Source organism: Flavobacterium sp., from assembly GCF_039930565.1.
GTDB lineage: Bacteria > Bacteroidota > Bacteroidia > Flavobacteriales > Flavobacteriaceae > Flavobacterium.
Genome location: NZ_JBDTTP010000027.1, coordinates 38,551 through 44,860, shown reverse-complemented (window position 1 = coordinate 44,860; position 6,310 = coordinate 38,551). Strand labels below are relative to the sequence as shown.

General features: G+C 33.1%; 5 protein-coding genes and 1 pseudogene. 1 reads left to right on the top strand and 5 read right to left on the bottom strand.

From position 1 onward, the window contains the following. Window positions 1–140 (bottom strand): annotated as a pseudogene (locus tag ABI657_RS08965) (GNAT family N-acetyltransferase); the annotation flags it as partial. Between the two features lie 465 nt (window positions 141–605). Then, complete coding sequence (locus ABI657_RS08960; protein ID WP_348096912.1) at window positions 606–2,873, bottom strand: M1 family metallopeptidase; 2,268 nt, start codon at window positions 2,871–2,873, stop codon at window positions 606–608. Window positions 2,874–3,056: 183 nt separating this feature from the next. Between ABI657_RS08960 and ABI657_RS08955 the strand changes: the two genes are divergently transcribed. Further along, entirely contained in the window at window positions 3,057–3,908 is an 852-nt protein-coding gene (locus tag ABI657_RS08955) for an aldose 1-epimerase family protein (protein WP_348096911.1), read from the top strand. Window positions 3,909–3,985: 77 nt separating this feature from the next. Here the strand turns inward: ABI657_RS08955 and ABI657_RS08950 are convergent, their stop codons facing one another. From ABI657_RS08950 to ABI657_RS08940, 3 genes are all read right to left on the bottom strand, one after another. Beyond that, on the bottom strand, window positions 3,986–4,828 hold the full coding sequence (locus ABI657_RS08950; protein ID WP_348096910.1) for a DUF2911 domain-containing protein: 843 nt from the start codon (window positions 4,826–4,828) through the stop codon (window positions 3,986–3,988). Window positions 4,829–4,899: 71 nt separating this feature from the next. After that, the gene (locus tag ABI657_RS08945; RefSeq protein WP_348096909.1) at window positions 4,900–5,562 is read right to left on the bottom strand and encodes an HAD family hydrolase; all 663 of its coding nucleotides are present in this window, start codon (window positions 5,560–5,562) and stop codon (window positions 4,900–4,902) included. A gap of 18 nt (window positions 5,563–5,580) precedes the next feature. Continuing rightward, window positions 5,581–6,300, bottom strand: a complete 720-nt coding sequence (locus ABI657_RS08940) for a tRNA threonylcarbamoyladenosine dehydratase (protein WP_348096908.1) — start codon at window positions 6,298–6,300, stop codon at window positions 5,581–5,583. Between the last annotated feature and the right edge of the window lie 10 nt (window positions 6,301–6,310).

Sequence of the window (6,310 nt, the reverse complement as noted above, 5' to 3'; positions counted from 1 at the left end):
GACATTTTTTTCTGAATGTATTCAGGAGTTCTTTTAGCAATCCCCGTACCTCTTAACAAGGCAGATGATTCTATCGTGTCGCAAATTTCCTGTGCGAATTTGAAGTGTTCTTCCTGAGTAACAACAATAGATATCTTCATTTCAATAGTTGAAGTTTAGCGTTAAATATTAAAACGTACTGTTTGGTCTGAAATTCAAAAAGAAAGCTAATAAAATTAGACACAACGGAAGTAATATTCTCAAAATCAAAAAGTTGATTAAGGAAATGTTTGAAGAAATAAATACTTTTGGTATGTGTTTGTCCGAGGGACAACTTATGTGATTTCAAAATAAATGAATATAAATAAATACGCGGCTAAAAACTCTTTGAATACTATAGAGATAGCATCCGTACTTCGGGAGAAGTTCCAGGAGAGATTGTCCGTGACAAAGAAGTTGTATGTAAACTTATTTTATTCATCGGTGCAAAAGTACACTATTTTTTTATTTAGAAAACCAATTTTTAAAATTCTAACATTTTTTTAATGATATGTTATTTTTAAACAAAAAAAAAACCGACAGCTACAAGTAACTATCGGGTTTTCAAAATTTTAATATAAACTCTTTTAATTCTTTGTAAACGGAATTACCTGCCCATTACCCACAACTATCATATCAAACCCGGTTTTTGCTTCATTAAATTTGAATTTTAATCCAGCTCTTTTAGATTCAAATGTATCTTTTTCACCCGTAACTGATTCTACAGTAAACTTAGGAAAGTTGGTAATCTCAACATTTAAAGCACTACTTTTCTCCGTTATTTCAATTTTTAAAGAAGCTTTTGGAGCAGTATAATTTCCTAAATAACCATCAAGAATAATATCTTTTTCAACTTTACCTTTTCCGGCTGCCCAAATGTTATTAGTTTCATTGTAATCAGGAAAAACATGATCAGGATCTAACGTGATACTTTCGATTTCTTCCGTTGAATTATGTTTAAAAGACCATTCTTTATTACGTTGCCAAATTTCAACAGGTAATGCAACCCTGGATATTTTACCACTTTTGGTTTTTACATCCAATACAATTGGCATTGGCATTTTGTCTAAATTTTCAACAGTAATTACAGCTCCTTTTGCAGGATTATTTTTTACATATTTAATTGAATTCACACCCTGATCAAAACGCCAGTTGTTTACAAACCAGCTTCTCCAAAACCAGCTTAAATCTTCTCCTGCAACATTTTCAATAGATCTGAAAAAGTCATCCGGCTGAGGATGCTTGTATGCCCAGCGCTCAATATAAGTCCTAAAAGCAATATCAAAACGTTCTTTTCCTAAAATCTGTTCTCTTAAAATTATCAAACCTGAACTTGGTTTAAAATAACACAGCATACCAATATTTGCTTCCTTCATATTATCCGGAGAACTCATTATTGTTTCTAAATCCAGACGGGTAAATGGCTCTGCTTGTTCATGTAAATCAGTTGCCTCTTCTTTATATTCGCCATTATTAAATGCAGTAGTACTTATAGAATTGATAAAAGTATTAAATCCTTCATCCATCCAGGCAAATAAACGCTCGTTAGATCCCACAATCATTGGAAACCAGATATGTCCAAATTCATGATCAGTAACTCCCCATAAATCCTGACCTTTAGATTTCCATCCACAAAAAACAATTCCTGGATATTCCATTCCTCCCTCATTTCCTGCTACGTTTGTAGCGGCTGGATAAGGATATTCAAACCATTGTTTCGAGTAATGTTCTATTGATGCTTTTACATATTCTGATGAACGTCCCCATGCATCATTTCCTGAACTTTCAACAGGATAGGCTGACAAGGCCAAAGCTTTTTTACCACTTGGCAAATTGATTTTTGCACCGTCTAAAATAAAAGCCGGAGATGATGCCCATGAAAAATCCCTGGAGTTTTTTATTTGATAATGCCAGGTTTTTTCGGATGCTGCATTTGAATTAGCTGTTGCTGCAACTTCTTCGGCAGAGCGAATCATGACTGTTTTATCACTTTGGGATGCTTCTTTGTAACGTTTAAACTGATCTGCAGAAAATACTTCCGAACCATTTAGTAATTCTCCTGAACCTACTACATAATGATTAGCAGGAACAGTAATATTTATATCAAAATCGCCGTATTCCAGGTAAAACTCAGACGCTCCTAAATAGGGCGCAGTATTCCAGCCTCTTACATCATCATACACACACATGCGCGGATACCATTGGGCAATTGTGAATATTTTACCATTTTTAGTTTCCAAAACGCCCATTCTGTCAGATCCTTCAAAAGGCGCAATGAATGTATATTCAATTTTAATCTTCACAGAACCTCCTTTGGAAGCTAATTCCTGAGGAAGAAAAATTTGCATTCTTGTATCTGTAATTACATATTTTGCTTCAGTTTCTGTTTTCTTTTTTCCAGAGATTACTTTTACCGATTTAATTTTATTACCTCCATCGAAAAGCTGTCCCTGAGCTCCGTTACGACTTCCCGTTAAAGGTACGAGAGCATTTCCTCTTGAGTCATTTTTGAATAAATTTTGCTCTAGATTCAGCCAGACAAAAGACAATTTATCAGGGCTGTTATTCGTATACGTAATTTCATCAGTACCAACAATTTCATTTGTTGCTTCGTTTAATTTTACTTTTATCTGATAATCAGCTCTGTTCTGCCAATATTCTACACCCGGCTGGCCGCTTGCAGAACGTGTAGAACTACCATTTTTTGTGTAGAAATGCGGTGCGAAAGCATCATGATAATCATAATTATTAATTGAATTTGTTGCTGTTGCAGCTGGCGTCGATTGTGACCAGACAGAAGAAATTCCAATAAATAGAGCCATTCCTAATATGGCTTTTGGAAAGTTTGTTTTCATATTATACCTGTTTATATAACAAATTAATGAAAAAAAAAGCTATTTGCAGAGAAAAACAAAAGCTTTAATTCAATTTTATCAAAATTTTATTAAAACAGTAATTTCGTATTTTTAAAAGCATGAACTAAAATTTTAAAAAAACATTTATCTTTAATTAAATTAACAAAAAAAGTCATTAAAATTTTGAATACAACTATCTCAAATAAAACGTTATCCGCATCCATAAAGCATTCGGGAGCAGAACTTTTTTCACTCGCAGACAATGAAAATAAAGAATATATATGGAACGGAAATCCAGATTTCTGGCCAAAACATTCTCCGATACTTTTTCCAATTGTTGGAAGCCTGAAAAATGAAACATTCACATTTGATAATAAAGAGTATCATTTGCCACGACACGGTTTTGCCCGTGATATGGAATTTCAACTGATCGAAAAAACAGAATCGTCGGCTAGGTTTTCCTTATCTTATAATGAAGAAACGCTTGAAAAATATCCATTCAAATTTGAATTGCAGCTTATTTACCAACTTCAGGACAATAAATTGAATATAGGGTATAAAGTAATCAATAAAGGAGAAACGCAGATGCCTTTTTCTATTGGAGCACACCCTGCTTTTGCTTTGCCAGAGAAATTTTCAAATTATAGTATTCAATTTGAAAAAGAAGAAAAACTGGAATATTCGCTTTTGAAAAATGGCTTAATTTCTAATACAACTAAAACTCTGGAAACTTCAAACAATATAGTTTCAATGAATTACAAATTATTTAAAAATGATGCTTTGGTTTTTAAAACGCTTGAATCAAATTCGTTAACTATTCTTGAAAACTCAAAACCATATATTAAAGTTGATTTTGAAGATTTTCCCAATTTAGGAATCTGGACAAAAGAAAATGCTCCTTTTATTTGTATTGAACCTTGGTTTGGCTATTCTGATAGATTGGATAAATTCGGAGATTTATTTAAAAAAGAAGGAATACAGTTATTGGATACCAATCAAACTTTCAATGCTGAATTTAGCATTGAAGTGCTTTAGCCTTTTTTATAGTAAACAAAAATCCCATTTTGAAAATTGATTCAAAATGGGATTTTATTTGTAAGTAAATATAAATACTATCTATTCCATTCAGCAATACTATCTTTATTCATTTTTACATAATCCTGATTATTTGCAGCTTCAGCAGCAGCAAGAGAAATTTTTGCCGTTTCAATGGCTCCTGACTTATCTCCTTGTTTTGCCTGAATCAATGATTTCAGTCTTGAAACATAATAAGGCTTTTCAGTACTCATATCTAATGCCTTATCAACATAAGTTCTCGCATTAGCAATGTTTCCGTTCGATTGAAAAAGATATTGAGCCGCAGCATAATAGTCATTCCATGTTGGGCCGCCTAACGCTTTTTGAATACTTTCTGTTGCTATTTTTGAAGTGGGAACTTCGAATTTTAAAGCTACATGAGAATTTTCCCAGGCCATTTCTAAATAAGCAAAATTTGGATCAAGTCCGCTAATTCCTATAGTAAATGATTCAACCGGAGTTGGCAATGCATTTTCTTTTACAGTTGTTCTTAATACCACATTTGCATCATTCCAACTTTCAGGTAACCCCCAATTATCAGTTGTTGAATAAAAAATCACTTCCCAGCTTTCGATTTTAGGAATTGTGTACAAAGAATATTTTCCTTTTTTTAATATCTTTCCATCTATAACAACATCATCACTAAAGCTAATAATTGTATTTTCATTAGCACCAGTTCGCCAAAGCTTACCAAATGGAACAAGATTTCCAAATACGGCTCTGCCTCTTGCGCCCGGACGGGAATAAACAATTTCAACATCTGTCAATCCAACAGTTTGTTTTATAATAGCTTTTGGACTTGCCTGTGGTGTCCTTACCTGAGCTTCAGCAAAAGAGCAAGCCAATATAGTGAACAATGCAATAAATATTTTTTTCATTTTTCAAGTTTGTTTTTGTTGCCTCAAATTTACAAATTCAATAACGGAACAATTGTTAAATTTTACTTAATTCAAATAACTAATTGTGATATTTTTTCTGCACTCAATTCATTAAAATGATTAATAGTGAAATCCGCATCAGATAAATCCTGTAATTTTGAATGTTCACTGTTATACCCAATACAATAAATACCGGCAGCTTTTGCTGCTTTTACTCCGTTTGTGCTGTCTTCAATCACAATACAATCATTTTTTGGCGCAACAGATAAGGAAGCTGCATGAATAAAAATAGCTGGATTAGGTTTTGATTGTGGAAAATCTTCACCGCTTACTATATGTGAAAAATACTGGTGTAAATGAAACCGGGTAAAAACACGATCAATGGTTACTTTTGAAGCCGACGAGGCCAAAATTAACTGAATCCCACTCTGATATAAATCTTTTATAAGGTTTTCTACCCCTTCCAATAAAAATAAATCTTCTTTTGTATCAAAAGCATCGTTAAAAATGCTTCTTTTTCTTTGAATCAAATCCTCTACCTCATGCTCTATCGCAGGAAAAAATCCTTTTAATGTCTGAAATGTATTTTTGGTTGAAAATCCTGTAAAGGAAGTGTACATCTCTTCAGTAACTATTATATTTAATTCTGAAAATTGTTTGTAATAGGCATAACGGTGTACAGGTTCAGTGTCTACAATCACACCATCCATGTCAAAAATTACTGTTTTTATCATTTTTTATAAATTCTAATTTTATTTATTTTTCTTTATTAAATAGCGAATTACGGTTTCAGCGGCATATAGTCCGAACAATGCAGGCATGTAACTATTGGTTCCGTAAAAAGATTTTTTATAATTGGATCCGTCAGTCATTCTCAAACTTGATTCATCTTGGATTTCAGAAGAAAAAACGACTTTTAATTTATCAATTTTCACTTCTTTCAAACGTCTTCGGATGGTTTTTGCAAAAAAGCAATTGACAGTATTCGTAATATCTGCCACTTTTACTTTTGAAGCTTCCATTTTACCACCGGCGCCCATACTGCTGATGATTTTTACTCTTTTACGTTTTGCTGCTATAATCAGATTAAGTTTTGGAGTTACGCTGTCAATACAATCCAAAACATAATCAAATTCATCGGTAACAATCTCAAAAGCTCTTTCAGGTGACAGGAATTCCTGTACACGTGTTAATTTTAATTCCGGATTGATGTCCTGTAAACGGTCGCCAACAATTGTAATTTTTGGCTGTCCAATAGTAGAATGCAAAGCGGGAAGTTGTCTGTTGATATTCGTAATATCCACAACATCGCCATCTACAATTGTCATTTTCCCTACTCCTGCCCTTGCCAAAAATTCTGCTGCAAATGAGCCTACGCCTCCTAAACCTACAACTAAAACATTTGAATTCTGTAGATTTTCTAATCCTTCTTTTTTAAATAAAAGCTCGGCTCTTTCTGTCCATTCTGCCATATTTTTTATA

Coding starts and splice junctions, on each gene's coding strand:
- ABI657_RS08960 (WP_348096912.1), bottom strand. CDS start 2,873: ATGAAAACAAACTTTCCAAAAGCCATATTAGGAATGGCTCTATTTATT.
- ABI657_RS08950 (WP_348096910.1), bottom strand. CDS start 4,828: ATGAAAAAAATATTTATTGCATTGTTCACTATATTGGCTTGCTCTTTT.
- ABI657_RS08945 (WP_348096909.1), bottom strand. CDS start 5,562: ATGATAAAAACAGTAATTTTTGACATGGATGGTGTGATTGTAGACACT.
- ABI657_RS08940 (WP_348096908.1), bottom strand. CDS start 6,300: ATGGCAGAATGGACAGAAAGAGCCGAGCTTTTATTTAAAAAAGAAGGA.